This window comes from Mesorhizobium sp. M1252 (assembly GCF_040318265.1).
Classification (GTDB): Bacteria; Pseudomonadota; Alphaproteobacteria; order Rhizobiales; family Rhizobiaceae; genus Mesorhizobium.
This window is the reverse complement of record NZ_JAMYLX010000005.1, coordinates 171,214-197,544: the sequence shown is the minus strand read 5'-3', so window position 1 is coordinate 197,544 and position 26,331 is coordinate 171,214. Positions and strand designations below refer to the sequence as shown.

Annotated in this window: 25 protein-coding genes; 17 read left to right on the top strand and 8 right to left on the bottom strand. The window is 62.3% G+C overall.

Annotated features, from left to right (window positions below; genetic code table 11):
* Positions 1-10: 10 nt before the first annotated feature.
* Positions 11-1,585 (bottom strand): phytoene desaturase family protein, encoded by a 1,575-nt coding sequence (locus NKH22_RS12660; RefSeq protein ID WP_023820892.1) that lies wholly within the window; start codon positions 1,583-1,585, stop codon positions 11-13.
* Positions 1,586-1,703: 118 nt separating this feature from the next.
* On the opposite strand from NKH22_RS12660, the gene NKH22_RS12655 reads away from it, so the two are divergent.
* The 5 genes from NKH22_RS12655 to NKH22_RS12635 are packed head-to-tail and all read left to right on the top strand — an operon-like array spanning position 1,704 to position 8,348.
* Positions 1,704-2,495, top strand: coding sequence for a cyclase family protein (locus NKH22_RS12655; RefSeq protein ID WP_023695181.1), 792 nt, complete (start codon positions 1,704-1,706; stop codon positions 2,493-2,495).
* 16 nt (positions 2,496-2,511) lie between these two features.
* Entirely contained in the window at positions 2,512-4,083 is a 1,572-nt protein-coding gene (locus NKH22_RS12650) for a phytoene desaturase family protein (protein WP_023820891.1), read from the top strand.
* Positions 4,083-4,565, top strand: a complete 483-nt coding sequence (locus NKH22_RS12645) for a MarR family winged helix-turn-helix transcriptional regulator (RefSeq protein ID WP_023820890.1) — start codon at positions 4,083-4,085, stop codon at positions 4,563-4,565. Before NKH22_RS12650 ends, NKH22_RS12645 begins: the two co-directional genes overlap by 1 nt.
* Before the next feature lie 44 nt (positions 4,566-4,609).
* Positions 4,610-6,763, top strand: coding sequence for a thiamine pyrophosphate-dependent enzyme (locus NKH22_RS12640; protein ID WP_023820889.1), 2,154 nt, complete (start codon positions 4,610-4,612; stop codon positions 6,761-6,763).
* Positions 6,756-8,348 (top strand): indolepyruvate oxidoreductase subunit beta family protein, encoded by a 1,593-nt coding sequence (locus NKH22_RS12635; RefSeq protein ID WP_023820888.1) that lies wholly within the window; start codon positions 6,756-6,758, stop codon positions 8,346-8,348. The genes NKH22_RS12640 and NKH22_RS12635 overlap by 8 nt, the downstream gene beginning before the upstream one ends.
* A 131-nt stretch (positions 8,349-8,479) precedes the next feature.
* Here the strand turns inward: NKH22_RS12635 and NKH22_RS12630 are convergent, their stop codons facing one another.
* Entirely contained in the window at positions 8,480-9,376 is an 897-nt protein-coding gene (locus NKH22_RS12630) for a LysR family transcriptional regulator (protein WP_023667788.1), read from the bottom strand.
* Positions 9,377-9,604: 228 nt separating this feature from the next.
* Here NKH22_RS12630 and NKH22_RS12625 point away from each other — a divergent pair, with 228 nt between their 5' ends.
* The 4 genes from NKH22_RS12625 (at position 9,605) to NKH22_RS12610 (ending at position 12,543) form a co-directional block, all read left to right on the top strand.
* Positions 9,605-10,339 carry an SDR family NAD(P)-dependent oxidoreductase gene (locus NKH22_RS12625; RefSeq protein WP_023820887.1) on the top strand — a complete coding sequence of 245 codons (735 nt, stop codon included), beginning with the start codon at positions 9,605-9,607 and terminating at the stop codon, positions 10,337-10,339.
* A 50-nt stretch (positions 10,340-10,389) separates the two neighbouring features.
* Positions 10,390-11,142, top strand: a complete 753-nt coding sequence (locus tag NKH22_RS12620) for an SDR family NAD(P)-dependent oxidoreductase (RefSeq protein ID WP_023820886.1) — start codon at positions 10,390-10,392, stop codon at positions 11,140-11,142.
* Between the two features lie 32 nt (positions 11,143-11,174).
* Positions 11,175-11,774 carry an NADPH-dependent F420 reductase gene (locus NKH22_RS12615; RefSeq protein ID WP_023820885.1) on the top strand — a complete coding sequence of 200 codons (600 nt, stop codon included), beginning with the start codon at positions 11,175-11,177 and terminating at the stop codon, positions 11,772-11,774.
* A 136-nt stretch (positions 11,775-11,910) separates the two neighbouring features.
* Positions 11,911-12,543, top strand: a complete 633-nt coding sequence (locus tag NKH22_RS12610; RefSeq protein ID WP_023820884.1) for a class I SAM-dependent methyltransferase — start codon at positions 11,911-11,913, stop codon at positions 12,541-12,543.
* Between the two features lie 272 nt (positions 12,544-12,815).
* Here the strand turns inward: NKH22_RS12610 and NKH22_RS12605 are convergent, their stop codons facing one another.
* Entirely contained in the window at positions 12,816-13,409 is a 594-nt protein-coding gene (locus NKH22_RS12605; RefSeq protein ID WP_023667783.1) for a DJ-1/PfpI family protein, read from the bottom strand.
* Positions 13,410-13,567: 158 nt separating this feature from the next.
* Positions 13,568-14,266, bottom strand: coding sequence for a GntR family transcriptional regulator (locus tag NKH22_RS12600; protein ID WP_023704694.1), 699 nt, complete (start codon positions 14,264-14,266; stop codon positions 13,568-13,570).
* 172 nt (positions 14,267-14,438) lie between these two features.
* On the opposite strand from NKH22_RS12600, the gene NKH22_RS12595 reads away from it, so the two are divergent.
* From NKH22_RS12595 to NKH22_RS12585, 3 genes are all read left to right on the top strand, one after another.
* Positions 14,439-15,665 carry an iron-containing alcohol dehydrogenase gene (locus tag NKH22_RS12595; protein WP_023820881.1) on the top strand — a complete coding sequence of 409 codons (1,227 nt, stop codon included), beginning with the start codon at positions 14,439-14,441 and terminating at the stop codon, positions 15,663-15,665.
* A 58-nt stretch (positions 15,666-15,723) separates the two neighbouring features.
* Entirely contained in the window at positions 15,724-17,172 is a 1,449-nt protein-coding gene (locus NKH22_RS12590; RefSeq protein WP_245260543.1) for an NAD-dependent succinate-semialdehyde dehydrogenase, read from the top strand.
* A gap of 110 nt (positions 17,173-17,282) precedes the next feature.
* Complete coding sequence (locus NKH22_RS12585) at positions 17,283-17,996, top strand: alpha/beta hydrolase (protein WP_245260531.1); 714 nt, start codon at positions 17,283-17,285, stop codon at positions 17,994-17,996.
* A 323-nt stretch (positions 17,997-18,319) separates the two neighbouring features.
* On the opposite strand, the gene NKH22_RS12580 is transcribed toward NKH22_RS12585, so the two are convergent.
* Positions 18,320-19,216, bottom strand: coding sequence for an NAD(P)/FAD-dependent oxidoreductase (locus NKH22_RS12580; RefSeq protein WP_023820878.1), 897 nt, complete (start codon positions 19,214-19,216; stop codon positions 18,320-18,322).
* A 129-nt stretch (positions 19,217-19,345) separates the two neighbouring features.
* Between NKH22_RS12580 and NKH22_RS12575 the strand changes: the two genes are divergently transcribed.
* From NKH22_RS12575 to NKH22_RS12565, 3 genes are all read left to right on the top strand, one after another.
* The gene (locus NKH22_RS12575; RefSeq protein WP_023704689.1) at positions 19,346-19,975 is read left to right on the top strand and encodes a TetR/AcrR family transcriptional regulator; all 630 of its coding nucleotides are present in this window, start codon (positions 19,346-19,348) and stop codon (positions 19,973-19,975) included.
* A 538-nt stretch (positions 19,976-20,513) separates the two neighbouring features.
* Positions 20,514-21,689 (top strand): zinc-dependent alcohol dehydrogenase, encoded by a 1,176-nt coding sequence (locus NKH22_RS12570; RefSeq protein ID WP_023682758.1) that lies wholly within the window; start codon positions 20,514-20,516, stop codon positions 21,687-21,689.
* A 10-nt stretch (positions 21,690-21,699) separates the two neighbouring features.
* The gene (locus tag NKH22_RS12565; protein ID WP_023820877.1) at positions 21,700-22,248 is read left to right on the top strand and encodes a hypothetical protein; all 549 of its coding nucleotides are present in this window, start codon (positions 21,700-21,702) and stop codon (positions 22,246-22,248) included.
* A gap of 256 nt (positions 22,249-22,504) precedes the next feature.
* On the opposite strand, the gene NKH22_RS12560 is transcribed toward NKH22_RS12565, so the two are convergent.
* Positions 22,505-22,729, bottom strand: a complete 225-nt coding sequence (locus NKH22_RS12560) for a hypothetical protein (RefSeq protein WP_155921549.1) — start codon at positions 22,727-22,729, stop codon at positions 22,505-22,507.
* A gap of 985 nt (positions 22,730-23,714) precedes the next feature.
* Here NKH22_RS12560 and NKH22_RS12555 point away from each other — a divergent pair.
* A complete protein-coding gene (locus tag NKH22_RS12555; protein ID WP_245260390.1) occupies positions 23,715-23,972 on the top strand; it encodes a hypothetical protein in 258 nt (85 codons plus the stop codon).
* 282 nt (positions 23,973-24,254) lie between these two features.
* Here NKH22_RS12555 and NKH22_RS12550 read toward each other — a convergent pair whose 3' ends face one another.
* Positions 24,255-24,722: a hypothetical protein gene (locus NKH22_RS12550; RefSeq protein WP_023667769.1), complete on the bottom strand. Its 468-nt coding sequence runs from the start codon at positions 24,720-24,722 to the stop codon at positions 24,255-24,257.
* Between the two features lie 400 nt (positions 24,723-25,122).
* Between NKH22_RS12550 and NKH22_RS12545 the strand changes: the two genes are divergently transcribed.
* Positions 25,123-25,734: an EF-hand domain-containing protein gene (locus tag NKH22_RS12545; RefSeq protein WP_245260530.1), complete on the top strand. Its 612-nt coding sequence runs from the start codon at positions 25,123-25,125 to the stop codon at positions 25,732-25,734.
* 199 nt (positions 25,735-25,933) lie between these two features.
* Here NKH22_RS12545 and NKH22_RS12540 read toward each other — a convergent pair whose 3' ends face one another.
* Positions 25,934-26,098 carry a hypothetical protein gene (locus tag NKH22_RS12540; RefSeq protein WP_023667766.1) on the bottom strand — a complete coding sequence of 55 codons (165 nt, stop codon included), beginning with the start codon at positions 26,096-26,098 and terminating at the stop codon, positions 25,934-25,936.
* Positions 26,099-26,331 lie beyond the last annotated feature (233 nt).

Genomic DNA, 26,331 nt, shown 5'->3' with positions numbered 1-26,331 from the left:
ATCTTGCGAGCTACCTCCCGCCAAGCTGTTGCGCGAGCATGAAGCCGGAGGCCGCGCCGGTGCCGGCGCCGGGCCATGTCGCGGCGCCTATGAGATGCAGATTGCCGACCGGCGTGTTCCAGCCGGCATAACCGCGCGCCGGGCGGAACAGGAAATTCTGTGCCAGATGGTGGCTGCCGCAGACCTGGTCGCCACCGCCGAGATTGGGGTTCTCACGCTCGAGGTCGATTGGCGAGAACACTGCACGGCCGAGGATTTTCGCGTGCAGTCCGGGTGCGTATATCTCGATGATGTCGAGCACGCGCTCGGCGTAGGCATCCTTGACCTGATCCCAATGCGCGGGCGCGATCCTGCCTGCCGCATCGCCCAGGATTTCGGCAGGCAGCATGCGCACCTGCACCCACAGCACATGCTTGCCCTGAGGCGCGCGCGACGGATCGATCGCGGTCGGCTGGCCGACGACCAGCACCGGTTCGTCCGGCAGCATGCCCGCCATCGCCTGCTGATAGGTGCGCGACATCGCGTCGAGCGACGGCGACAGATGCACATAAGCGAACTGCCGAAGCTCCGCGCCGGCGCGCCAATCGGGCAGGTCGTCGAGCGCCAGATGGATCATCATCGTGCCCGGCGCGTGCCGGAATTTCTGCATCGCCGTGTCGAAGCCGGCGTCGCCGGAACCGTTGGGCAGCAACTTGCCGGTCAGCGCCCTGGGCGCGACGCCGGCAATCACTGCCTTGGTGGCCGTATGTGTCTCACCTGAAGCGAGTCGCACGCCCGATGCCTTGCCGGCGGAAACGGTGATTTCGGCAACCTCTGTCCCTGTGACGATCTTGCCGCCCGCCGAGGTGACCATACCTGCCAGCGCCCGGATGATCGTGTCGGCGCCGCCCTTGCCTATCACCATGCCAAAGGTCTGGTTGGACATGGATTCCAGATAGGGGAACACGGCGCCGCCGGCGGTGTCGGGTGCAAAGTCGAGATGCATGCCCCAGGTGGCAAGCGTTGCCCGCACATGCGCGGACTCGAAATTTTCCTCCAGCCAGGCGCGCGGCGATGACAGCAAAAGCCGAGCGGTGTCGAATGCGCCCGACATGCCCTTCTTGCGCCACAGGTTCCAGGCGGTGCCGGCAAGCGCGCGGGCACTCATCGGCGAGCCCAGCAGCCGGAACAGATGCTCGGCCTCTGCCGGGAAGGCGGCGACCAGTCTACGCCAGGTCGCGGCATCGGCGGCGGAGAAAGCGGCCATGCGGCCGGTGGTTTTTTCCAGATCGTTGCTGACGCCGAACCAGCGTCCGTCCGGGAAGGCGCTGGCAAAACAGTCGGCGACCGGCGCGAACTCAAGACCCTGTGCTTTCAATTCATTTGCATATTTCCGGTGGAAGGCGGAGCCGGCGAACAGGCTCAGATTCATTGCACCGAAATCGTGCCGGAAGCCTGGGAGGGTGTATTCGTGGGTCTGGACGGCGCCGCCGATTGCTGCACTGCGCTCGAAAATCCCGGTTTTCCAGCCTTTGAGCGCCAGATGCGCAGCGCACGCCAGACTGTTGTGGCCCGCCCCGACAAAGATGGCGTCGAACTCGCTCACGCCCCGTTCCCATTTCCTTTATGCTTAAAGATAATTGCAGATGCATATGTTTTCGTCTAGTAGGATATTAAGGGCCGAGACGAGCCTTGATCTTCACCAGAAGAGGGAACTTCAGACCATGGACACGCAAAAACTCCTCGGCGAAGTCGCCGGCCAGCTGCTTTCAGGCGCCATCAGGGTGGTCGACCTCTCTGCGCAACTCGGACCCGATACGCCTCTTATCAAGCTGCCGCCGGAGCTTGCCGTCGACACGCCAAAGGTCGAGATCCATAACATCTCCCGTTATGACAAGAACGGCCCGTGGTGGGCATGGAACTGGCTGAAGCTTGGGGAGCATTCGGGCACGCATTTCGATGCGCCGCAGCATTGGATCAGCGGCAAGGACTATCCGGACGGCGCCACCGACACCATTCCGGCGCAGAATTTCGTCGGTCCGGTCAATGTCATCGACTGCTCGAAGGAAGCCGCCGCCGACCACGACTTCCTGCTCACCGTCGACCACATCAAGGCGTGGGAAGCCAAGCATGGCGCCATCAACGCCGGGGAGTGGGTGGTCATGCGCACCGACTGGTATAAGCGCAATGGCTCGGAAGCCGAATTCCTCAACGCCAACGAAACCGGCCCACATACGCCAGGTCCGACAGCCGAAGCCATCCAGTTCCTGATCAGCAAGGATATCAAGGGCTGGGGCTCAGAGACGATCGGCACCGATGCCGGCAAGGCCGGCGGCATGGAGCCGCCATTTCCGGCCCACACGCTGATGCACAAGGCGAACCGCTATGGCCTCGCCAGCCTCTGCAACCTCGACCAGTTGCCTCCGAAGGGCGCCATCCTGATCGCCGCACCGCTCAAGATCGAACATGGCACCGGCAGCCCGATCCGCGCGCTGGCGCTTGTATCCAACGGCTAGGTGAGAGCACGCCACGGTGAGCCAGCCGGATCACATCATCGTTGGCAGCGGCATCAACGCGCTGGTCTGCGCGGCGATGCTCGGCGGCAAGGGCGCGAAGGTGCTCATCCTCGAACGCAACAACCGCATCGGCGGTTGCATGCGTACCGAGGAGATCACCGCACCCGGCTTCATCCATGACGTGATGGCAACCACCTTCGTGCTGTTCATCACCTCGCCGGCCTTTGCGGCATTGGGCGGCGACCTCGCGCGGCATGGGTTGGAGTTCTGCCACACCGGCACGCCAACCGGCGTGCTGCGGCCGGACGGCAGTCATGCAGTGCTCACCACCAACCGCGCCGCCAATGTCGCGGCAATCAATGCGATTGCCGCCGACGATGGCGACCGGTATGCGGACGATGTCAGCGGCATCGAGCGCAATGCCGGCCTGTTGTTCGGCCTGCTCGGCGGCAGCCTGTGGTCCTATCCGACGGCGAAACTGCTGGCCGGCGATGCCTGGCGGCGCAGCCCACGCGGCCTTGCCGCCTTTCTCGGCGAAGCACTGGTGCCGGCGCGCAGCTGGCTGGAAAGCAACTATCGGTCCGAGACAATCCGCGCGCTGTGGGCGCCCTGGGTGCTGCACGCCGGGCTCGGACCGGAAGACGCCTTCTCAGGGCAGATCGCCAAGGTCATTGCCTTCGCGCTGGAAGCGGCCGGGGCGCCGATCGTCAAGGGTGGAGCGAAGACCCTGCTCACCGCCTTCGAAGCTCTGATAAGGGAACGTGGTGGCGACATCCGTACCGTCGCCGATGTCGCCTCGATCGTCCAGAGCGGTGGCCGCGCGACCGGCGTACGGCTCGCCTCGGGCGAAACGATTACAGCAAACAAGAGCGTCATCTGTTCGGTCACGCCGACGCAGCTTTACCACCGGTTGCTCGGCAGCGAGGCTCCCAAGGCCGATGTCGAAGCGACACAGAAATATCGCTACGGCAAAGGCAATTTCCAGATTCACTATGCGCTGAACAAGCCGCCGGCATGGCGCGGTGCTGGCCTGGACCAGGTGGCATTGTTGCACCTGACGCCGGGGCTCGATGGCGTCTCGAAAGCCTGCAACGAGGCGGCGCGCGGCATGCTGCCCGAAGTGCCGACCATCTGCGTCGGCCAGCCGCATGCGCTCGATCCGTCGCGCTGCCCGGAGGGCAAGGCGATCCTGTGGCTGCAACTGCCCGAGGCGCCCAGGCACATCAAGGGCGACGCCGCAGGCACGCTGCATGCACCGGCTGACGGACAATGGACCGAGGCGCTGCGTGAAGCCTACGCCGACCGCGTCGAAACCATTCTCGCCAGCCACATCGATGGCTTCAAGGGCAGCGTGATTGCGCGCCGCGCCTATTCGCCGGCCGATCTGGAAGCGATGAACATCAATCTGGTCGGCGGTGATCCTTATGGCGGGTCCTCGACCATCGACCAGTCGTTCCTGTGGCGCCCATTCAAGACCAGCCGCAACCACCAGACCGGCATCAAGAACCTCTACCATATCGGCGCCTCCACCCATCCGGGTGCAGGCCTCGGCGGCGGCTCCGGCTTTCTGCTGGCGGGGAGGCTGTGATGGAGCAGAAGGTCGCGGAAAGGCGCCAGCGCATTTCGACCCTCGGCCAGATCGGCCTGCAGCAATTCGCGCCCTATCTGATGAACCGCATCATGGGCCGCTACAACGCCACCTTGCGTGACGATTTCCGCAAGCAGGGCCTGACTATTCCGCAGGTCCGCACGCTGGCCGTGCTGTCGGTCACCGACGGCGTCACCGTCAACGACCTCTCGGTCTACACCGTCATAGAGCAGTCGACCTTGAGCCGCACGCTCGACACGCTGGAGGGACAAGGCTTTGTGCGACGCGAGCAAGGCGTCACCGACAGCCGCATCCGCCATGTCTTCCTCACCGATGAGGGCCGCGCAGAGTTCACCCGCGCCTGGCCGGCTATGCATGACGCCTTCGAGGCAATGTTCGACGATATTGACGATGCCGAATATGCAGCACTGATCGCGACGCTCTTGAAGATGCTCAAGAACATTCGCAAGCACGAAATCTAGATGTACGCGCTGCCAAGTTTCGGCGGCAACGGAAGGTTGGAAAAATGGCCGAACGGTCTTTTGCCAAGGAAGTCGAAAAACTCAGGCTCGGCGCTGGCGAGGAATTTGCCGGCGAAGGCATTCTCGCCATCACCAAGGCGCTGCTGCAATGCGGCGTCGGCTATGTCGGCGGATACCAGGGCGCGCCGATCAGCCATCTGATGGACGTGCTGGCCGACGCACAGGACATTCTGGGCGAACTCGGGGTGCATTTCGAGGCGAGCGCCTCGGAAGCCACCGCCACCGCCATGCTCGCTGCCTCGGTGCATTATCCGATCCGTGGCGCGGCTACCTTCAAGTCGACTGTCGGCACCAATGTCGCGTCCGACGCGCTCGCCAACCTTGCCTCCGGTGGCGTTACCGGCGGCGCGCTGATCATCGTCGGCGAGGATTATGGCGAGGGTTCCTCGATCATGCAGGAGCGCAGCCATGCCTTCGCCATGAAAAGCCAGGTCTGGCTGCTCGACCCGCGCCCGAACCTGCCTTCGATCGTCAAGGCGGTCGAGGATGGCTTCGAGCTATCCGAGGCGTCCAATACGCCGGTGATGCTGCAGGTGCGCATCCGCTGCTGCCACGTCCACGGCCATTTCATCGCCAAGGACAACAAGCGCCCGCCGATGACGGTGGCCGATGCGCTCGACGCGCCGCGCCGCGACACCGGCCGCATCGTGCTGCCACCCGCCTCCTTCCTGCACGAGAAGGAGAAGGTGCAAAAACGCTGGCCGGCGGCTGTCGATTTCATCGCGAGGAACAAGATCAACGAATTCTTCGGCTCGGATCACGGTTCGGTCGGCATCGTCATGCAGGGCGGCATGTACAATTCGGTCATCCGCGCCTTGCAGCGTCTCGGCCTTGCCGACACCTACGGCGAGACGGATGTGCCGCTCTATGTGCTCAACGCCGTCTATCCCCTGATAGACGATGAGTTCCTGTCTTTCTGCGAAGGCAAGCAGGCGGTGCTCGTGGTCGAGGAGGGCCAGCCCAACTACATCGAGCAAGGCTTTGCCGCCATGCTGCACAAGGCCGGGCGCGGTACCAGGCTGGTCGGCAAGGAGTATCTGCCGATGGCCGGCGAATACACCGGCCAGGTCATGCTCGACGGCATCGGCGCCTTCCTGCGCGCCGAGGCCTCGCATCTCTTGCCGGGCGAGGTGCGCGCGCCCAACAAGGTCGGCGACGGCGTCGACACCGCCGACCTGATCAATGTCGTGCCGGGCCGTCCGCCGGGCTTCTGCATCGGTTGCCCGGAGCGGCCGATCTTTGCCGCGACAAAGCTGGTCGAGCAGGAACTCGGCAAGCACCACATCGCCTCCGACATCGGCTGCCATTTGTTCTCGATCATGCCGCCCTTCGAGCTTGGCGCCACCACCATGGGTTACGGGCTCGGGCCGGCCTCGGCTTCAGCCTTCAATTCGCCCGACGCCAAACGGAGGTCGATCTCCTTCGTCGGCGATGGCGGCTTCTGGCACAACGGCCTGACCTCCTCGATCGGCAACGCGGTGTTCAACAAGAATGACGGCGTCATCGTCATCGTCGACAATTTTTACTCCGCCGCCACCGGTGGGCAGGACATCCTGTCGTCGCGTGCGGGCAACAAGACCAAGTCGACCAAGCATCCGATCACCGAAGCGGTGAAGGGCATGGGCGTCAAATGGCTGCGCCACATCGACCGCACCTACGATGTCGGCAAGATGCAGGACACGCTGCGCGAGGCGCTGACGACGGAGGAAAAGGGACCAAAGGTCATCGTCGCCTCTTCCGAATGCATGCTCAACCGCCAGCGTCGCGAAAAGCCGCTGGTCGACAAGGCGATCAAGGGAGGGACCCGTGTCGTCAAGCCGAAATTCGGCGTCGACGAGGACATCTGCACCGGCGACCACGCCTGCATGCGGCTGTCCGGCTGCCCGTCGCTGTCGGTGAAATCGCTCGACGATCCCTTGCGTGACGATCCGGTGGCATCGATCGACCAGAGCTGCGTCGGCTGCGGCAATTGCGGGGAGGTGGCGGACGCCGCCGTGCTGTGCCCATCCTTCTACCGCGCCGATGTCGTGCACAATCCGGGCCGCTGGGACCGTTTCCTGGAAAGCGCTCGCCGCGCCGTGATCGGCCTGATGCAGCGCCGCCGCGAGAGCCGTAGGTTGACGTTCGCCGATGCTTGACCAGGCTTCGCCCTTGCGCCCGAAATCCGGTGCCGCCGATACCGAGCCGGTGATCAAACTCGCTTTGCTCGCGGTCGGTGGCCAGGGCGGCGGTGTGCTCGCCGACTGGATCACCGATGTCGCCGAGCGCAATGGTTACGTCGCGCAATCGACCTCCGTCGCCGGCGTCGCCCAGCGCACCGGCGCTACGATCTATTACGTCGAGATGGCCCGCGACACCGGCCGGCTGCCGGTCTTTGCCCTTTCGCCTTCGCAAGGCGATGTCGACATATTGATCGCCGCCGAGCTGATGGAAGCCGGCCGCGCCATCATCAGGGGCTTCGTCACGCCCGATCGCACCACGCTCATTGCTTCTTCGCATCGCATTGCCGCGGTGTCGGAAAAGATCGAGCCGGGTGACGGCCGGGCCTCGTCTTCGAAGGTACACGCGACGGCGGAAGCTGCATCGAAACGCTTCATCGCCTTCGACATGGAAAAGATCGCCGCCGACAATGGCTCGATGATTTCCGCCAGCCTCCTTGGCGCGCTGGCAGGCTCCGACGCATTGCCGTTCACCCGTGAAAGCTTTGAGCAAGCGATCGGCGCCGGCGGCCGGGGCGTGAAAGCCAGCCTCGCTGCCTTCGCCGTCGCCTACGACCGCGCGCGCGGTACGACGGTCCCCGCGCCAGAGCCGGCAGAACCGGCCACGGTCGAACCCGCTCCGGGTGCAGGGCGCGTGAGCGGTCCGCAGAACCTGCTGCAGGGTTGGCAGGCGCTGGCCGCCCGCATCGACCTGATGCCCGCGGCGGTGCGCGACATGGCGCTTCGAGGCCTGAGAAAGGTCGTCGACTACCAGGACATCGCCTATGGCCGCGACTATCTCGACCGGTTGGACAAGGCCGTTGCGCTTGATGATCCCGGTCATGCCCATGCATTGTCCATCGTTGCCGCCAAGCATCTGGCCAACGCGCTGTGCTACGACGACATGATCCGCGTCGCCGATCTCAAGACACGTTCGACGCGTGACCGGCGGGTGCGCAAGGAGGTGGGCGTCAAGAACGGCTCCATCCTGCAGGTGACCGAGTATTTCCATCCGCGCATCGAGGAGTTCTGCGGCACCTTGCCGGCGGGGCTGGGCAACTACATTGAGAGCCGGCCGAAACTCGCTGCTTTCCTTGATCGTCGCATCAACCATGGCCGGCGCATTCGCACCGACAGCTTTGCCGGCTTTGCGGTCCTCTGGTTCATCGGCGGCCTGCGCCGCTGGCGACGGCGCCTGTTGCGCCACAAGGTCGAGACGGCGCATCTGGAGCGGTGGTATGCATTGGCAATTGGATATGTGCCCCAGGATTACGCGCTCGCCGTCGAAATCCTGAACTGCCGCCGGCTGATCAAGGGCTACAGCGACACCCACGTCCGCGCCCAGTCCAAATTCGATCGCGTGCTGTCGGCGCTCGATCTGCTCAAGGGCCGCGATGACGCTGCCGACTGGATCAGACGGTTGCGCGAAGCTGCGCTGAAAGACGAGAAAGGCGACATGCTCGATGGCGCGCTGAAGACGGTGGCATCGTTGTCTGATCATGGTGTGGGAAGAGGTCGAGCTTAGGCTGGTACCTCTACGCTACTGCCGCCGTTTCCTACTCCCACTGGATTCGCGGATTGAACACGCCGCTTCAGGCGATCGCAGCTAGGCTTCCACCCGGATGCGGGAAGCGTTGCCGGGGGACCTGCCGGGCGTCAGTCGCGCGATATGGACAGCCCCGAGAGAAGCGGAGCGTACGCGGCGAGCCTGCGGGATACGAACTCCGTGAAGAGCCGCACCCGCTTCGTCTTGCGTGTCTCGCCTTGCGTGAGAAGCCACAGTGTCCCATGCATGGGCACGTCGATCCCCGGCACCCTCACCAGCAGGGGGTCGGCATCTCCGACGAAGCACGGCAGTTTCGTTATCCCAATCCCCTGGTGCGCCGCGATGATCTGCGTCTCGGCGTCAGGTGTCCTGAACGGTACTCCCGTGACGTGAACTTCTCCCTCGCGCGCCCAGTCCGGAATTCCATGATTGTCTATGCCTATCCACCGGATGGGATCAGGCGTGCCCGCACGCCACGCGGCTAGTCGATCGCGAGACATGTAGACGCCGCTGAACAGCTCCGGTCCCTTCAGGCCGTGAAGATTGAGCGGCAGGGTCTTGCGGTCGGCGACAATGCGGATCGCGACGTCGGCCTCTCGGTTGGTCAGATTTGCCAGCTCACCGGACGACAAGATTTCCATCTCGATGTCGCGATGCAAACGCGCGAAGTCGGCGAGATCCGGCATGAGCAGGTGTGTGGCGAGGAACGGTGGAAGCGTCACCCGCAAAAGCCCGCGCGCGCTCTGGTCACGACCGAAGACTCGCGTCTCCAGCTGGTGCGACGACGCTTCCATCTGGGTCGCGAGATCGAGGACCTCTTCGCCCGCAGCCGTCAGGCGGTAGCCGGAAGGCAGCTTTTCGAACATCTGCGCCCCGAGGCGTTCCTCGAGCTGAGCGATGCGTCGCAGCACGGTCGAGTGGTTCACACCGAGGTGTGCGGCGGCAGCACGCACCGAGCCTACGCGCGCGGCGGCAAGAAAGTAGCGAACGTCATCCCAGTCGATCATGGTGCATTCCTGCGCAGCGAAGTGCGGCTTGCAAAGCCCATACTAACACGATCAGCCGTAGTTCGTGCGGTCGCCGCGGCGTTCAATCATCTAGCTGGATCGTTTTCGCACCAGCGATGTGCGCGATTGCGCACTCACCGCCCGACTTCGGCGAACCCATCTTGAGGCTCTCGCGGGACTTTCCCGTACAGCCAAAGATACGAGACGGCGAAACAAAGGATGCATGACATGAACAGACTGAATGGAAAGACCGCTGTGATAACTGGCGGCGCTACGGGCATCGGCCGCGCCGCAGCCAAGCGCTTTATCGAGGAGGGCGCCTTCGTCTTCATCTTCGGCCGCCGGCAGGAAGCGCTCAACGTCGCCGTGGCTGACCTTGGGCCTAGTGCCCGCGCGGTTAAGGGCTCGGTCTCGGATGAGGCCGACCTCGACCGACTCTACGCTGCGGTGAAGGCCGAGCGCGGAAGCCTCGATATCCTCTTCGCCAATGCCGGGGCGGGAAGTCCGCTTCCGCTCGGGCAGATCACCGCCAGGCACATTGACGAAACCTTCGACACTAATGTGAAGGGTACGATCTTCACGGTCCAGAAGGCGCTGCCGCTGATGAGCCAGGGCGGTTCGATCATCCTGACCGGCTCGAGCGCCGGCACCACGGGCGCTCCGGGGTTCACTGCCTATAGCGCGAGCAAGGCGGCAGTGCGCAACCTGGCGCGGACCTGGGCGGAGGACCTGAAGGGCACCGGCATCCGGGTAAACGTGTTGTCGCCCGGGGCGACGGCGACCGAACTCGCGAAGGAGGCGTTGGGCGAGGAAGGCCAGAAGGCCTACGGCGCGATGACTCCGCTCCAGCGCATGGCCGATCCGGCGGAGATCGGGGCCGTGGCCGCCTTTCTCGCGTCGCCGGACAGCAGCTTCATGACTGCCAGCGAGGTCGCCGTCGACGGCGGCCTGGCTCAACTCTGACCCCCAGCGCGGTCCGTACCTAGCCCGTGCGCAACGAAAGACAAAGAATTATGAAAAAACTCGAAGGCAAGATCGCAGTCATCACGGGCGGAAGCAGCGGGATCGGATTGGCCACAGCCAAGCGCTTCGTAGAAGAAGGAGCGCACGTCGTGATTACCGGGCGAAGAGAGAAGGAGCTGAAGGAGGCCGCAGCCTTCATCATGAAAAACGTTACGACGGTCGTGGGTGACGTGTCGCTCCTGGAAGATCTGGATCGCCTCTATGCCGTCGTGAAGGAGAAATATGGTCATATCGACATTCTCTTCGCCAACGCCGGCGCGGGGACGATCGCACCGCTCGCCGTCGCTACCGAGGCACATTTTGATCAGACCTTCGATGTGAACGTGAAGGGTCTGTTCTTTACGGTGCAGAAGGCCCTTCCCCTGTTCAAAGACGGCGGTTCGATCATCCTGAATTCTTCAGTGTCGAACGTGTTGGGGCTTCCAGGGTTTAGTACCTACGCCGCGAGCAAGGCGGCTGTACGCAACTTCGCGCGCGCTTGGACACTGGAATTCAAAGACCGCAAAATCCGCGTCAATGCAATGAGTCCCGGACCAATCGAGACGCCGGCCTTGGAGACAACGACTGGCCTTACCCCTGAGCAAGCCGAGCAAGCGGCCGCCCAGTTTGCGTCACAGATCCCAATGGGTCGCAGGGGCAAACCAGAGGAAATCGCTGCTGCCGTAACGTTCCTCGCCTCCGATGAAAGTTCTTTCGTCACCGGCGTGGATCTCGCCGTCGATGGAGGCATGGCGCAAGTCTGAGCCTGGCATTAGCACCAGATCGGAGAAGTGCTATGAACTATGCAATCGTAGGATTCGGCAATATCGGACAGGCCCTTGCCAAGGCGTTTGCCCGAAACGGCATCGAAGTTTCCGTTGCAACCACACGCGACCCGGAAAGCTTTGCCGCCGATGCGGCCGCGATCGGACCCACGATCATCCCCAAAAAACTGGCGGAAGCCATCAAGGCGGACATCATCTTTTTGGCTGTCCGCTTCGAGGCGCACCCGAATGTCGCGAAGGCGCTCCCCACATGGCAGGGGAAGACGATCATCGATGTGACCAATGCCTATGGCGTGCCCCCTGAGGAACTGGGAGGACAACCTTCTTCCAAGTTCATCGCGCAGACCTTCTCTGGCGCAAAACTGGTCAAGGGCTTCAACCATCTGGTCGCCCCGGTGCTTGATCAGGATCCGGCCGTACATGGTGGCCGGAGGGTCGTGTTCCTGGCAAGCGACGATGACGCTGCCGCAACACAGATTGGGGAGCTTGCGGAAAATCTCGGTTTCGCGCCGATCAAGCTTGGCGGGGTGTCGGAAGGTGGCCTGCTGGTCCAGGCGCGCGGAAACAGCTGGGGTCATCTGATCTTTGAGGACCTGGTCAAGTTCGACTGACGAGCACGACGTCCCCACCCGCAAAGAGACGACGCACGTGATCGGAGCTCGGATCGGATCAAGCGCGATCCGATCCGAGCAAAATGAGAAATCACTATGAGCACCGAGAAGAATATCCACTCCTAAGGAGATTTCGATGTACGACCAATCCAAGGTATCCGAGTTAATCCGGTTCGCACGAATCGAGGCGGGCTCCACCGTGATCGACGTCTACCCTGGCGACGGAGACTGGACGCGCCTGTTCTCCGACATCGTCGGATCAGAGGGGCGGGTCTACAGCTTCGTGCCGGCCGAAGTCGCCCACTTCAAGAACGATCCGGTCGGCCTCATGCGGACGCTCGCGAAGGAGCCGGGCCGAGAGAACGTCGAAGCCGCCTCGGCGGACCTCGTCGCGATGCCGGAGGTCACGCAGGCAGCCGATGTCCTATGGCTGCACCTGTTTTACCACGATCTTCACACCGCCCTGGTCCAGAAGAAGGGTGCGACGGCCGCCGACTTCAATCGAGCTGTCTACAAGCGGCTGAAACCCGGTGGGTCCTACGTCATCGTTGACCACGCCGCTGCCGCGGGGTCGGGCACGAGCGACACCCGGTCGTTGCATCGGATCGACCCTGCATTCGTCCGCGAGGAGGTGGAGGCGGCCGGCTTCGTACTGGACGCGGAAAGCACCGTGCTCGCGAACAAGGATGACCCGCACTCGATCAAGGTGTTCGATCCCACGATCAAGGGCGAGACCGATCGCTTCGCGTTTCGGTTCGTGAAGCCCTGACAACTCCCCGGCGCCGACTTCATGTCGACCTCCCCATTGGGTCGATCAACTCGGGTTGGCACTCGCCAAGCTGGGAAAGCTCAACGAGGATGGCGCGCTGGTGCACGAACGCGATGCGGGCAGCGCCTTGAAGGCGTCCGAGGTGATGATAGCGACAAGGTTCTGGAGCACACCTGCCGCAGGTTCCTGATCTGAACTTGTTGAAATGACGGAAGTCGCCGCGCCGTTGAGGGAGCCGGCGCATCCCTGAGGGATGCGCCGGGACAAACGGTTCAAGAATGGTGGATTTCCGTTCCCAGCACCTTCAGGCATTCACGGATGAACGCCGCAAGCGCGGTCCAGCCTTTGGCTGAAACCATGGTCCCATCGACATAGGCGTCGGTGGGAGACAAATCGATATAAGTGCCGCCGGCAAGCGTCACCTCCGGCTCGCAAGCGGCGAGCGCCGCCACCTTCTTGCCGCGCACGACGCCGTCGACCGCGATCAGAATCTGGACGCCATGGCAGATCGTGAAGATCGGCTTTTTCGCCTCGTGGAAATGGCGCACCATTGCCTGTATCCGCTTGTCGGTGCGGATGTATTCGGGGCCACGACCGCCGGCGCAATAGACAGCGTCGTACTGGCTCAGCTGCTTCTCGGCGTCGGCAAAGGTCTTGTTGATCAGCGCGTTGTGGCCGGGCTTTTCGGTGTAGGTCTGATCGCCCTCGAAATCGTGCAGCGATGTCTTGATCATGTCTCCGGCGCTTTTGTCGGGGCACACGACATGAACGGTGTGTCCCACCGCTTCCATCGCCTGCTGATAGACGAAGATTTCATACTCCTCGGTGAAATCACCGGTCAGCATCAGGATTTTTTTGGCTGGCATGTCTTTTCCTCTCGGCTTGTTTCAGGGGCGAGGTGCACTGCGCCTCCTTCCCGGTATCGAAATCGGCTCAGAACGGGGAGTAGAATTCGTAGGCGGCAGGCTGGGCGAACAGCGGCGCGCCGCGCTTGAGGGTGCCTCGGGCAAGCAACATCGCCAGGCTACTCGAACGCAGGCAGGAGCCTGTCCCGCGAATTTTCGATGTGCGCACGCATGGCTTTTTCGGCGGCGTCCGGATCGCCCGCGGCAAAGGCAGCGAGAATAGCCTCGTGCTCGTCGAGCGCCTCTTCGGTCACCCTGGAGTGATACATCAGGCGGAAGATATGGAAGTGGGTATGCTGGTGATTCAGCGTCTCGCGAATGAGTTCGTTCTGGGCGAACTCGACGATCTTGTCGTGGAAGATCGCATCCTGACGGGCGAAGTTCGAATAGCGCAGGCGTTCGTCTTTCCCCACCCGCCGAGCCATGACGCCGGCCGTCTCCTGCAGCGCGGCAAGGCGCTCGCCGTCCATTGTTGCGGTGGCTTTGGCCGCGGCGGCAGGTTCAAGCAATAGACGCAGCTCGTAAAGCTCGTCGAAGCGCCGGCGGGTGATTTGCGGGGCGGCGCGATAGCCGATCAGGTGGGTTTTCAGAACCAGCCCTTCCCCCTCCAGCCTGCCAAGCGCTTCACGAATGGGGGTATGCGAGACGTTGAATTCCTTGACGAGATTGTCGACGGTGATGCGCGATCCCGGAGCAATCCTCAAAGACATGAGCTGCGCGAAGATTGCTTCGTAAACGTCGCCAGCCAGACTGTTGGCGCGCTGAATACGACCGGTCGCACGGGCTTCATTGTCAACCGTCAGGTCCGTGTTCTGCATCGTTTGCCTCTTGACAGAACCACCCACTAACATGATGCTCCGCGAAACTCAATCCTATATCCTATACGATTTTATGAGGATATCGCATGATCATGACCTGCAGCGCCGAGGTCGGCCTCTGGCACGAAGCCAAGCCTGTCGGCTTCCAATCCGTCTTCGCAGGATTTTGTGCATGAGCTTGTTTGCAGCGGCGCGCCTGCCGAGCGAGATTCTGTTTGGCAAAGGCCAGCGCCATGTCCTGCCTGCCATTGCCGCCAGACATGGGCGGCGTGCGTTCGTCTGTACCGATGAGCGCTTCGCGGCGACGTCGCAGTTCGCCGAGATTCTGGCTGGCTTGCACAACGCGGCGATCGAGGCGCTGGTCTTCGACCGAACGCTGCCGGATGTGCCGCGCGACAGCGTCGCCGCCTGCATTGCGCAAGCGAAGGATTTCAAGCCGGACATGGTGATCGGCATCGGGGGCGGCAGTTGCCTCGACATGGCCAAATGCGCTGCACTTCTGCTCAGCCACGGCGGCAAGCTCGAGGACTACTATGGCGAGTTCAAGGTACCCGGCCCTACCCTTCCGGTAATCGCAGTGCCGACGACGGCTGGAACAGGCTCCGAGGTGACCCCCGTCGCCGTGATCTCCGACCCGGATCGGACGCTGAAAGTGGGTATCGCCAGTCCGCATCTCATCGCGGCAGTGGCGCTTTGCGATCCGGATCTGACGGTGACCTGTCCACCGTCCTTGACGGCGATCGCCGGCGCCGACGCGCTGACGCACGCAATCGAGGCCTATACAGCGGCCAAACGCGGCGTCGACCCTCATTTGCCGCAACAGCACGTGTTCATCGGCAAGAGCGCTCTGACCGACCATTTCGCGCTTCTGGCCATCAGGCTGCTCGGCCGCAGTCTCGAAAAGGCATATCGCGACGGATCGGACGAGGATGCGCGCGCCGACGTCATGATGGGAGCGCTGGCCGCCGGTTGCGCCTTCGGTACGGCGGGAACGGCCGCCGCCCATGCGGTGCAGTATCCCGTTGGCGCGCTTACCCACACCCCGCATGGCCTGGGAGTGGCCACGATGCTGCCCTATGTGATGACCTACAATCTGGCCGCAGCAGCCGCGGAGATTGCGGAAGTCGGCACTGCTCTTGGCCTTTCCCTTCAGGGCGGCGGCGCCGATGCCTTGGCGCACGCCACCATCCGTGAGGTGAGCCGGCTGTTTGGCGCCATCGGCATCACACCGACATTGGCCGAACTGGGTCTTCCCGAAGACAAGATCGACTGGACGGCTGAGCAGGCGCTGGGCATCGACCGGTTGATCAAGAACAATCCCCGCCCGTTCGACCTTGCCGCGATGCGACAGCTGGTCAGGGCTGCCTATGACGGCGACATGTCCGCCACCATGATGTGACCGACCAGGAGTTCATCCAATGAACATTGCCGCAGGCATATCCGACGAGGATCAAGATATGTTCGACTACGCCACGGTCTCGCACGGTCTCTACATTGGCGGACGCTGGCGGCCTTCATCGGAGGGTCGCGTGATCGAAGTGGTCGATCCCTCGACCGAAGCCGTGATCGCTGCGGTTCCCGACGCCACGCTCGCCGACGCCACCTCCGCCGTCGACGCGGCCGCAAAGGCGGCGGCCGGCTGGCGCGAGACCCCGCCACGCAGGCGATCGGAAATCCTGCGGCGCTGCTTCGAACTGATGACCGAACGGATGGAGACGTTGGCCGCGCTGATCTCGTTGGAGAACGGCAAGGCGCTGCGCGATGCGCGCGGCGAAGTCGCCTATGCGGCGGAGTTCTTTCGCTGGAACGCCGAGGAGGCGGTCCGCATCAGCGGCGAGTTCGGCCTTGCACCCTCGGGCGCGAACCGAATCATTGTCGACTACCAGCCCATCGGCATTTGCGTGCTCATCACGCCATGGAATTTCCCAGCTGCCATGGCGACACGTAAAATCGCCCCGGCGCTGGCGGCCGGCTGTACGGTGATCCTGAAGCCCGCCAGCGAGACGCCGCTGACGGCCTATGCGCTTGCGGCGCTCTACGAGGAGGCCGGCGTGCCGCCCGGCGTCGTCAACGTGCTGACGACCTCGACCCCCGGGCCGGTGACGGCGGCCATGCTGGCCGATCCGCGCGTGCGAAAGCTGTCCTTCACCGGCTCGACCGGCGTCGGCCGCGTGCTGCTGGCCGAAGCCGCGAAACACGTCATCTCCTGTTCCATGGAGCTTGGCGGCAACGCACCCTTCATCGTCTTCGACGACGCCGACCTGGAAGCCGCCCTTGACGGTGCGATGGTTGCCAAGATGCGCAACGCCGGCGAAGCCTGCACGGCCGCCAACCGGCTTTACGTCCAGGCCGGCATCCATGATGCCTTCGCGGAAGGCTTGAGCAAACGCATGGCGGCACTCAACGTGGGCCCGGGCACAGACTCAGACACAGAATGCGGGCCGATGATCACCAGGAAGGCTGTGCACAAGATCGACCGGCTTGTGCAGGACGCCGTTGCCCGCGGCGCCAAAATCCTGTGTGGTGGCGGCGTATCTGAAGGAAGAGGCTTTTTCTATCCGCCAACGGTGCTCAAGGACGTGCCGGCCGACGTTGCCATGGCTCACGAGGAGATCTTCGGTCCCGTGGCGCCGATCAGTCGCTTCGAAAGCGAGGCGGATGTCATCTCCAAAGCCAATGACACCGAATACGGTCTCGCTGCCTACATCTATACGCGCGACCTGGGCCGGGGGATGCGCGTGGCATCGAAGATCGAGTCCGGCATGATCGCGCTCAACCGCGGCCTGATGTCGGATCCGGCGGCGCCTTTCGGAGGTGTCAAGCAGAGCGGGCTAGGCCGCGAAGGCGGTCAGAAGCACGGCGTTGCCGAGTTCATGGAGGCCAAGTACATCGCCGTGACCCTGTGAGCGGACATCACGCCAAAGATCCGTTTCGCATTCGCGATCATGTGGTCGAGTTCGATGACATCGTCGCCGAGATCGTTCGCAGAAGCGAGGAGACCAGGGCGAACGTTCCCATGGTCGCCGATGTCGCCTACGGGGCTGACGCCACCGAAACCAGGGATCTGTTCTTTCCCGAGGGCAAACGGGACCGCCTGCCGGTGCACATGTTCATCCACGGGGGCTATTGGCGCATGTTCTCCAAGCGCGACTATTCCTACGTCGCCGAGACCGTTACGAACGCAGGTGCGATCGCGGTCATTGTCGACTACGCGCTGATGCCGACCGTCAGGATGGCCAGGATCGTCGACCAGGTGCGCCGCGCCAAGCGGTGGGTATTTGACAATGTCGCACACCATGGCGGCAATCCCGGCCTGCTGACCGTTAGCGGTCATTCCGCCGGTGCGCATCTAGCAACAATGCTTTTCGACGGTGACGAGCGGCCTTCCGGCATCAAAGCTGCGCTGCTGCTTGGCGGCCTTTACGACCTAAAGCCATTGCAGATGTCGTTCCTTGCCGCCGAGATCGCGATCACCGACGAGGAGGCCGGCCGATTCTCGCCGATCAATCACAGTTTCGATCCATCCGTGGGCGTAGATATCTTGGTCGGCGCCGATGAAACGCCGCCGTTCCACAGCCAGGCCGCACTCTTCACGGACCACCTTGACAAGCAGGGACTGACTGTTTCGCGCACGACCCTTGGCGGGGCCAATCACATGAGCAGCGTCCGTGACCTTGGCTTGGCTGGTACCGAGGCCTCGTCACTGCTGGCCCGCGTCGTGGCCGCCTGAGACTGCCGCCAGAAGCGCTGCTGGACGCGACCGTTCTGCAAAGTAGCGTCGCAGCATCGGGTACCGACAGCGGTGGCGAATCTCCCGCCACCGGTCCCCATACCGTAAGCCCGCCGTCGATGTCGACGTCGACGTGGTTCATGCTTTCCAGCGTGATTGAGCTTGATAACCGATGTCGGCGATCGCCGTCATGCCGGCGGCGCAGTTGAGTTCTCAAAGCCAACCGGCCAGAGATGCCCCTCAGGGGAGAGCGGGCCGGCGTTCCGTAACCTCGCCTTCAGAATATGATAGCCCGCAGCACCCGGAGAAGGGAATCTGCGCTCTCAAACCAGCATCGACTGCTGGGCGGAGATCCCAGCCGTCGCGCCGTGCGATATTGCCAGGGTGACCGATGGCGGCGTGAGGGGGTTGGCGAGGTCGCCCGCGGCGTAGATGCCGGGCATGCTGGTTTCGCGGCGCTCGTCGACCTTGAGGATTACGCCGAGGGGCGTATCGACCGTGGCGAGGCCCAGTGATTCATGCAGGCTTGCGGACGGCTTGTTGCGCGGATGCGCGAACAGGATGTCGACCGCGACCTTGGGGCCGGTATCGAACTTGACGGTGGCGTTATGCCCCCCGTGATGGGCGATCTCGCTGATCCGGCCGTCGACGACAGGTATGTTGCGGCGCGCCAGACCGGCCCGGATATCGGGCGGAATGTCGTGACCATCAGCGAAGACCGTCAACCTGTCGGTCCAATCGTGGAACAGCCTGACCTGATTCATCGACTGTGGGCCGGACCAGACGAGGCCCCAATGCTGGCCGGCGACTTCAAAGCCGTCGCAATAGGGGCAGGGCACGATGGACGTGCCCCAACCTTCGGCAAAGCCCGGAACATCAGGCATCTGGTCGGCGACGCCATAGCTCAGGATCAGCCGGCGCGCGCCGAGGCTTCCGCCATCGCCAGTGAGGACGGAGAAATCGTCGATGGCCCCGGAGAGGCTGTCGGCCCGGGCATTGACCAGCTTGATCGTGGGATAGCGCGCCAGCTGCCGCCGCGCCTCGGCCAGGATGTCCAGCGGTGGCTTGTGATCGTGGCCGAGCAGGCCATGCGAGTGGCCGGCGAAGCGGTTGCGCGGCAGGCCGGTATCGAGAACGGTGACCTTACGGCGGGCACGGCCGAGTTGCAGGGCGCCGGCGAGACCGGCAAAGCTGCCGCCGATGATGATGACGTCATCCATGATGGGCTCCGTGTTGTGGATGAGGGGCTGGTTGGACCTGGTTGAAAGCTACCCATCGGCTTGCGCATTTCAGAAACTACATGGTATCGTAATCCGAGAATTTGGATACTGTCAAGGACTGGAATTGTCGTGACCGAAAATAGCCAAGGCCGGCGCGGCCGGCCCGCCAACGAGGCGCTTGGCCAAACGATACTCGACGCTGCGTCCGAACTCTTTGTGGAATTGGGTTTTCAAGCGACCACATTGGACAAGGTCGCCCAGCGGGCGAAGATATCCAAGCTCAGCATCTATCGGCATTTCGAGAACAAGGAGGCGCTGTTCAGCGCGGCCATCTCGGCCGGCTGCCATCAGTTGTTTGCGCCACTGGCCCTTCTTGAAGGCGTCGGCGGTTCGGTCGAAGATCAGCTCATGGCGGTGGGATCATCCCTGCTTCGGACACTGTTGAGATCAGACGTCCGCAGTGTCGAAGCCATGGTCATGGCCGACCAGACGAATCCAAGGTCGTTAAGCAAGCTCCATTTCGAAGCCGGCCCCGCCCATGTCATCGCCCAAATCGAGGTCCTGTTGCGTCAGTTGCACGCGAAGGCGGTTCTGAACGTGCCCGATCCTCTCCGGTCCGCCCGCTTGTTTGCCGCGCTTTTCAAAGGATCCGATCTTTTGATTATCGCACGCTTCGATGAGGCGAGAGCGGCGGACGACAACGAAATCGAATCCTATTGCCGGTCGGCCGTCGCCATGTTCATCGCTGCGCACGGCTAGCAGTCCGCCCTGCCCGCTAATCATTGTATTTCTGCGAAATACTCCGCTAGAGTCGCCGGCGCGATGGCGCCCATCCACCCCATGTCGATCGCGTCGGGTCGGGCTGCGCGCCCGCCGGTGAGCGGCATCTCCTACCTGCTCCGGTCACACAGCGCTGACCCTTGAGCGCCTCCGCCGACCTGTGAGGGCGAGGAAGAGAATGCCGGTTATGGCCGCGAGAATCGAGCAGATGAGGTGTCGATCGCCGCGAAGGGACACCTGCGGACGGACCTTCTTTGGTACACTTGAGTACGTCCATTCGTGGGTCGGGCTCCAGCGGCTCGTGCCCGACGCGCCCCGGGGAAGGCCGCTGGTGCCCGCGACAGATCCTTCCAAGGTGCGGGTCTGGCATGGCCCAAAAATTCTCTCGAGCTCCCGGAACATCGGTCCGCCCCTGTGGTTCGACAAGCAGCGGCACAGTCGATCCAACCAGGCATCGGCCCGCTTAGGACAGGCGCGAGGTCCCTACCCACAGATCTTGCGAAAATAGGAGCAAGCTATGCGAGCGTTGGTCTGGCACGGCAAGGAAGACATACGCTGCGATCAGGTTTCGGATCCGGAAATTGAGGATGAACGTGACGCGATCATCAAGGTGACGAGTTGTGCCATATGCGGCTCCGACCTTCACCTCTACCACAACTATGTGCCAGCCATGCTGCCCGGCGACATCATGGGCCACGAGATGATGGGAGAGGTCGTCGAGGTCGGCAAGGGCGTCAACGGCGCTCTGAAGGAGGGAGACCGCATCGTCGTGCCGTTCACCATAATCTGCGGTGAGTGCGACCAGTGCAAGCGACAGAACTTTTCGGTTTGCGAACGCACAAACCGCAAGAAGAATCTCGGTGACAAGGTGTTCGGGCACACCACCGCGGGTCTGTTCGGCTACACTCATTTGACCGGCGGCTATCCCGGGGGACAGGCGGAATACATGCGTGTGCCGTTTGCCGATGCCACGCACGTAAAGGTGCCTGACAGCCTTACCGACGAGCAGGTTCTCTTCCTCGGCGATATTTTTCCTACCGGCTGGCAGGCGGCGGCACAGTGCGACATTGAGCCTACCGATACGGTTGCGGTGTGGGGCTGCGGCCCAGTCGGGCAGATGGCCATACGCAGCGCCCTGCTGCTCGGCGCGAAACAGGTGGTGGCGATCGATTGCCTGCCGGAACGGCTTTCCATGGCCGCGGCCGGCGGCGCCATCGCCATCAATTTCGCCGAGGAAAGTGTCGTCGAACGACTGCGGGAACTCACCGGCGGAAAGGGCCCGGAGAAGTGCATCGATTGCGTCGGCATGGAAAGCCACGTCTCGCTGGCCCAGCCCGATACCGTGTACGATCGCGCAAAGCAGTTGATGCTGATGGAAAATGATCGACCGCACGTTTTGCGTGAGATGATCTATGTCTGCCGGCCGGCCGGCGTGATCTCGATCCCCGGCGTCTACAGCGGGCTGGTCGACAAGATTCCGATGGGACAGGCAATGAACAAGGGGCTCACCTTCCGAATGGGGCAGACCCATGTCAACCGTTGGACCGAGGATCTGTTGCGCCGCATCGAAGATGGCCAGATCGACCCATCCTTCGTCATCACCCATACCGTGGGGCTCGAGCAGGGACCCGAGATGTACAAGGTGTTTCGCGACAAGCAGGACAGCTGCATCAAGGTTGTACTGAAACCGTAGGGAAATCGTCATGAACGTGATTGCCAAACTTACCAACATCACCCGATCGCCTGGCGATCCCAAAGTGCTGAAGACTGGGCAGAGTGCGGTCGGGGCCTCCGATGGCCTTGCCCGCAAGCTCGGCTGGTTCAGCATCGCGCTTGGCGTCGCCGAGTTGGTTGGCGCCGAGCGGATTGCCGGCGCGCTCGGCATGCGCGGCAAGGAAGATCTGATCCGCGCTTATGGGGCGCGGGAAATAAGCAGCGGCATACTCTCGCTTTCAGTGGACAAGCAAGCCGGGCTGTGGAGCCGGGTGGCCGGCGACGGCCTGGATATCGCGACATTGCTGACAGCGTATCGGCCTGGCAACCCAAAGCGCGATAATGTAGGCCTTGCGCTTGCCATGGTCGCCGGCATCACATTGCTCGACATCATCGCTGCGAAAAGCGTGACCGCGAGCCACTCTCGGAGCGGGACCAAGCCACGCGACTACAGTGATCGAAGCGGCTTTCCCGGAGGCACTGCCGCAGCCCGCGACCGTGCCCGCTCGCAGCGCAGCCAGGAGGCCGGCGCAGCCTGATAGAGATTTCCGAACCCTGGCGCCATGCGACCTGGACAGGTGGCATCTCGTCAGGCCCTAACGCCAGAGGTGGTTGCTCTCGGCGAGCCGAGTTTGCTGGAACAGAGTGGACCGTCGCGCGGCCGTTCTCGCCGTCTCCTGGGTCACCGCCGCGCATGGGTTGTGTGGCCGGTGCGTTAAAGGCACGAAGCAAGCAGCGATCCGACCAGGCGTCGAGCCTTCCATGTCTCTTACCTTGGCCAGGTTCCGGCGATCCTCAGGCCGAGCCGCGTTCGGGAAGCTCGGTCTCTTCCGCCACCCCTTTCCGCAGGTCTCGGCGCAAGCGTTCCGCTTCGTCGGAATTATTATCGTCGTCTGTCCGCTCGAGTTCGCGATCGATTGTGTCGCGCGACCCCTCTGCCGGATCCTGTTGCGGAGATGTGTTCGGGCCGGTTTCGATCTTGCCGTCGCCGGGAACGGTGCGGTCGCGAGACTTCGTCATCTTCAGCTTCCCTTTCATCTGTCATCTGCCTCGGCATCTCCGAAGGCATGAATTTTGGCCGCTTCCCTGCCGAACCGGATCGTCGACGCTTTGTTCCGGGAAAGCCCCCGCAGGTTCGTGCTGGTCGGCCCGGGGCATTGGTCGATGCCCATGCCGGGAAGCATCCTATGCCAACGAGGTCGGCGGCAGCCTCATCGATGTCGTTATCAACATGTGGGCTGTTTCGGCCCGGACACGCGAGCACGCCAGGCTCGCGGCGAGTTTTCGAACCGAAGCAGATGCGCAGCGTAACAGCTGGATGTATAGGGAAAAGGCTGCCTCATCCACGACATCGCGCTTCGGGAGGGCCGGCGGCATGCTCGCCTGGGCGGTCCGGCAGCTGGTAGCGAACTGGTCATAGGCCTTTGCAAAGCCGCGTCGATGAAGCGGGTGCGGTAGCGCTGGTCGGTGTAGCGTCGACCCGTCTGCCAATCGGAGACAAGCGCGACCACTTTTGTGACCTCACTGTTTTTTCCACCGGACTCGACATCTCACTATCATAGTTGATTGTGGCTACCGGTGACCCTGCGTAATGGATAGCCATTCCAACTCTCCAACAGGAAAACGGTATGTTGTATCCGGGTCGGTTTTTGGGGCCAAGCGACATTGAGATGCTCGCCCAGGTTTGTCACACGGTCTGCAAAGAGCGCGCCCTACCTCTTGCTTCGCAGAACGGAGAGCGCATAGCTGCGCACATACTCAGGCTGTTTATGAACGGCTTGATTGGGCAGAATGAACTGCTTGATGCTGAGAGGAACTGGGCTCGTCGGCCTGACCGTTCGGTCCAGCAGACGATGTCAACTTCGCGCACATGAGAGGCCGCGTGACCCAGTCTTGGTAGTCGGAAAGCCGCCAAGGCCAGTTGGGAACAAACCTGACATTTAAGCGTTTGTAGAGCCCTTCCACCGGGCAACTCACCGAAATGCTTCTTGCCGTGCATGATGCGATGTCGACGGCCGTTTTGGCGGGCAGGAGCGCCAATGCGGAAATAGTAGGCGTGGTCGACCTCACCAACAAAGCTGAGGTCGACATCGGCATCACCAGCTTGGGAAGAGCCATCCAGTTCGTGGCCAACGCCTCGGTGCTTGGATACGACATTCGCGGCGCCATGGTCTTCTATGGCGCGCCCGGTACCCCGAGCCTAAGGGCGAGAGAGTGCGAGCGCTTGTGGGCGCAGTTTGGCGGCGCGCTTCTACAGCCGTAGCTCTATCAGGACGTTCGCCCCGCCCGTTCTTGGTATGAACGCGTACGGAACTGAGGCGCTACCCAGCCGCAGCGGGAATGGCTCAGTGGTAGCTCTAGCTGGCGACCGCACTAAGCAGCTTTTCGGTGATGGGCTTTGAGCGGCTGAGCCAGCGTGAGAACGTTCGGCTGCATATCTGCCGGTGCCTGCTTTCATGTGACTGGGCGAGGCTATTGGGGAGCCGGGTTGACCACTGGCCCTTAGCCGAGGGAAGCACAGTACGGCAACCTCGCTCTTTGCTGGCTAACATCCTTCCGCTCTCAGGGACCGGACCATGCGCACAACAACAGGGTCATACGGTTTCTTTTCGGATTTCCGATAATTCATTGTGAAAAGCGCGGCACGCTGGTTGCAGACCATAATTGCACGGACGTAGCGAATCTCGCCATTCTTGACCCCGGAGTAGCTGGCCCATTTCGGGGCTAGGCGCCGATAGGTCAGTCGCCAACCGGCCTTTTCGTCCTCGATCATGCGATGTTCGATCTCGGCGCGAAAACTTGCTTTGCCCAGTCGCGCGCCCCAAACGACCAGAAACGCGTCTCTTGGGCCCTGAAAAGCCGCGCCCTGCTCCGAATTCTGGGTCAGGACGAAATTCGGAGGAATATCGAAACTAAAGCCAAGCTGTCGGACGCCGAAGGGCTGCCACGCCTCGGCCTGAAGCAACGTGGTCCAAAAGAGAAAAACTGTAAGTCCCAGCAGGAGGCGTCGCATTGCTCTGATTTAGCGCTGGCTAACATGGTGTCCAGACGGACAGAGGTCCGTGACATAAAAAATATGCATCATGGCCGCGCAGCATATGGACGCGGGATTCGCGATTGACGGCGTGCGGTCGAAACGGCTTCCGTCCCACGAAAGGAGAGGACGCAGAGGGAATTGGTGCGTCGGTATGATCGACTGGCAGAAAATTGGCGAGGCCGAATGTCCAACGTTCATTGCCCGCAAAAATGGGCGCCGGTTCCTCTTGTGCCTAGGGAAGAGGAGCCGAATTATTCCCTGGCGAAGACCCTGATCTACCTCAGACGGGGGCATGCCTCAGTAACTTCGCCGTGACCTGATCCCTTCGGGGAACAATCACATCGAGCTCCAGTTTGGCCTTCAAGCGAAAGCACTGATGGAGTATGCCATGAGATTTCCACACAGCACGACGGCCGCGGCCGCCGTTTTCATTGCCCTGACCTCCCCCGCACTCGCCCAGACAAGCGGAACACCATCACCCTCGAAACCTGCACCCGCTCCGGCAACCGAACCGCCGACCGCCGGACAGTTGCCGGATGCGACCGGACAAGCGGATGGACCAACACGCGAAATGATCCGCCAGATGGTTGAGCAAGCTGTCCGTGACCGACTGCAGCAGGATCGCGGTTCCGAAGAGGGTTTCCGCGAGGAAGATAGTCGCAACTATCAAGGCGATCGCAACGAGGATGCTGACCGCCACGATGAAGATGGCGACCGTTGGCAGAACCACGGTGACCGCGATCGTGGACACAGAATGGCTGGACGCTGGCATCATCAGATGATGCGCGGTGCCGGCATGCGACTGATGTTCGGGCTGTTGGACACCGATGGCGACGGATCGGTGTCCGAGGACGAGGTTCAACGCGCGGTGGGCAGGATGTTCAGTAGCGTTGACGAGAATGGTGATGGCAAGATCGATGTGAACGAGATCCAGTCCTTCATGCATGGCTCCAGCATGCATGGCACTGATAGCGAGGACACGCCGTAGCTGTCTTCAAAGGGAATGCCCTCCCTCGGACAAAGCGGGCGCGTGGCGGCCGATCCCGAAGCGGTGTCTCTTGGCTGTTAGGCGCCCGGCCAGCACCCTTTAGGCTTGAGCTATTCCCGCAGTCCCGCGAGACGCCAGCCGTGACAAAAAAGGCTTCGCATTGCTGATCGAGGAACGATCGAAGCCGACCAACGCAAGGTCACTCGGGCGCTCGGTCTTCCAGCAGAACGAAGGATGCGGCGATCAAGTCGTCGCCATTGATACGTCCTTGGCTGTCCTCCAACATAGTTGCAACCTTGTGGAAGGCCATCATTTCACCCGCGTCAATCTGCGCTTCACGCATCTTGGCTGTGAGATCAGCCACGCGATTTCCTAACGAATGTGATTTTGCAGTCTCGCAATTCGACATGATTAGTCATCCTTTGCCTTGGGGTTTCACGCTGCCGAACGCAATGCTTCAGCGGATGTTCCGAATTTGGCCATCAGTCTTATGGGATAGGACTTGCGTCTGATTGCGGTTGGAAGAAGCCCGAACGGCGGAACACGCAGCCGGACGCCGAATTGGAAACCCACCGTCGATCGAAGTCCCTTGTCGCC

Bases quoted from the DNA above. Each gene is read 5' to 3' on its own strand.
- NKH22_RS12655 (WP_023695181.1), top strand. From the start codon at position 1,704: ATGGACACGCAAAAACTCCTCGGCGAAGTCGCCGGCCAGCTGCTTTCA.
- NKH22_RS12645 (WP_023820890.1), top strand. From the start codon at position 4,083: ATGGAGCAGAAGGTCGCGGAAAGGCGCCAGCGCATTTCGACCCTCGGC.
- NKH22_RS12640 (WP_023820889.1), top strand. From the start codon at position 4,610: ATGGCCGAACGGTCTTTTGCCAAGGAAGTCGAAAAACTCAGGCTCGGC.
- NKH22_RS12635 (WP_023820888.1), top strand. From the start codon at position 6,756: ATGCTTGACCAGGCTTCGCCCTTGCGCCCGAAATCCGGTGCCGCCGAT.
- NKH22_RS12630 (WP_023667788.1), bottom strand. From the start codon at position 9,376: ATGATCGACTGGGATGACGTTCGCTACTTTCTTGCCGCCGCGCGCGTA.
- NKH22_RS12625 (WP_023820887.1), top strand. From the start codon at position 9,605: ATGAACAGACTGAATGGAAAGACCGCTGTGATAACTGGCGGCGCTACG.
- NKH22_RS12620 (WP_023820886.1), top strand. From the start codon at position 10,390: ATGAAAAAACTCGAAGGCAAGATCGCAGTCATCACGGGCGGAAGCAGC.
- NKH22_RS12615 (WP_023820885.1), top strand. From the start codon at position 11,175: ATGAACTATGCAATCGTAGGATTCGGCAATATCGGACAGGCCCTTGCC.
- NKH22_RS12610 (WP_023820884.1), top strand. From the start codon at position 11,911: ATGTACGACCAATCCAAGGTATCCGAGTTAATCCGGTTCGCACGAATC.
- NKH22_RS12605 (WP_023667783.1), bottom strand. From the start codon at position 13,409: ATGCCAGCCAAAAAAATCCTGATGCTGACCGGTGATTTCACCGAGGAG.
- NKH22_RS12600 (WP_023704694.1), bottom strand. From the start codon at position 14,266: ATGCAGAACACGGACCTGACGGTTGACAATGAAGCCCGTGCGACCGGT.
- NKH22_RS12595 (WP_023820881.1), top strand. From the start codon at position 14,439: ATGAGCTTGTTTGCAGCGGCGCGCCTGCCGAGCGAGATTCTGTTTGGC.
- NKH22_RS12590 (WP_245260543.1), top strand. From the start codon at position 15,724: ATGTTCGACTACGCCACGGTCTCGCACGGTCTCTACATTGGCGGACGC.
- NKH22_RS12585 (WP_245260531.1), top strand. From the start codon at position 17,283: ATGGTCGCCGATGTCGCCTACGGGGCTGACGCCACCGAAACCAGGGAT.
- NKH22_RS12580 (WP_023820878.1), bottom strand. From the start codon at position 19,216: ATGGATGACGTCATCATCATCGGCGGCAGCTTTGCCGGTCTCGCCGGC.
- NKH22_RS12570 (WP_023682758.1), top strand. From the start codon at position 20,514: ATGCGAGCGTTGGTCTGGCACGGCAAGGAAGACATACGCTGCGATCAG.
- NKH22_RS12565 (WP_023820877.1), top strand. From the start codon at position 21,700: ATGAACGTGATTGCCAAACTTACCAACATCACCCGATCGCCTGGCGAT.
- NKH22_RS12560 (WP_155921549.1), bottom strand. From the start codon at position 22,729: ATGACGAAGTCTCGCGACCGCACCGTTCCCGGCGACGGCAAGATCGAA.
- NKH22_RS12555 (WP_245260390.1), top strand. From the start codon at position 23,715: ATGTCGACGGCCGTTTTGGCGGGCAGGAGCGCCAATGCGGAAATAGTA.
- NKH22_RS12550 (WP_023667769.1), bottom strand. From the start codon at position 24,722: ATGCGACGCCTCCTGCTGGGACTTACAGTTTTTCTCTTTTGGACCACG.
- NKH22_RS12545 (WP_245260530.1), top strand. From the start codon at position 25,123: ATGGAGTATGCCATGAGATTTCCACACAGCACGACGGCCGCGGCCGCC.